The sequence below is a fragment of the Lacticaseibacillus zeae DSM 20178 = KCTC 3804 genome (assembly GCF_000260435.1).
Taxonomy (GTDB): Bacteria; Bacillota; Bacilli; order Lactobacillales; family Lactobacillaceae; genus Lacticaseibacillus; species Lacticaseibacillus zeae.
In genome coordinates, this window is sequence record NZ_BACQ01000085.1 from 1 (window position 1) to 1,351 (window position 1,351).

At 51.2% G+C, this 1,351-nt stretch carries 1 protein-coding gene; it reads left to right on the forward strand.

From position 1 onward, the window contains the following. Window positions 1-1,351, forward strand: a 1,351-nt coding sequence (zwf, locus tag GSO_RS15235) for a glucose-6-phosphate dehydrogenase (protein WP_010493872.1), incomplete at both ends; no start/stop codon positions are given.

Here is a 1,351-nt window from a genome sequence, read left to right on the forward strand (position 1 = left end):
TTTAATCTTTATCGCCGCGGCGTGTTGGCTGAACATTTTGCCGTGATCGGGACTGCCCGACGACCATGGAGCGATGAACATTACCATGAGGTGGTTGAAACCGCGATTGCCGGGCTTAACCCCGAGCCAGCGCAAGCACACGCGTTTGCCCAACATTTCTTTTATCAAAGCCATGATGTCACCGATGCGGATCATTACATCACGCTAAAAAATCTGGCGGCTAAGTTGGATGATCAGTTTGCGACGGGTGGCAACCGGGTCTTTTACATGGCGATGGCACCGGACTTCTTTGAAACCATTGCCAGCCATCTCAAGTCCGAACATTTGTTGACAGATGTCGGGTTTAATCGGCTCATTATCGAAAAACCGTTTGGCCATGACTACGCCAGCGCCAAAGAACTGAATGACTCGTTAACGGCAACGTTTGACGATGATCAGATCTTCCGGATTGATCATTACTTAGGCAAAGAGATGATTCAGAATCTTTTGGCGTTTCGGTTTGACAATACGATTTTTGAAGGCATCTGGAATAAGAAGTATATCGACAACATTCAAATTACGTTGGCAGAAGCGGTCGGTGTTGAGGAACGGGCCGGTTATTATGAAAAGGCTGGTGCGCTGCGGGACATGGTGCAAAACCACGTGATGCAGGTGCTGTCTTATCTCACCATGGACAAGCCGAAGTCCTTTACGACCAATGACATTTTGGCGGAAAAGGATAAAGTGTTCGCGGCGTTGAAGCCCTATGATCTGGCAACAGCGAAAGCCAATTTTGTCCGCGCCCAGTACGTCGGAGCTGAAGTCGATGGGAAAGCCGTTCGCGGATACCGTGAGGAAGAAGGCGTGGCGGCTGATTCACAAACCGCGACATTTGTGGCCGGAAAAATTATGTTGGATATGCCGCAGTGGCAAGGCGTTCCGATTTATATTCGCACCGGCAAGCGTTTGACGCGCAAATCGACGCAGCTGACACTGACCTTCAAGCCAGTCGCTGCGCCGTTGTTCGGCCAATCCGCCGACAGCAAACCGGACACCTTGACCATTTATATCGAGCCAAGTGAAGGCTATTCACTACAGCTAAACGGCAAGGCGTTGGGAACTGGCCTCACCATTGAACCGGATGAATTGCGTTACCGCCATGACCCAGAGGCAGCGGCTGCAGCACCAGAGGCTTATGAACGGTTGATCAACAACGTGTTGGAAGGCGATCAGACCAACTTTACTCATTGGTCCGAATTGTCGGCTTCGTGGCACTTCATTGATGCCATCCAGGCTGCCTGGTCGCAAGAGCCGAACATGCCAACGTATCCGGCCGCAACCATGGGACCACAGGCAGCGTTTGATTTGTTGG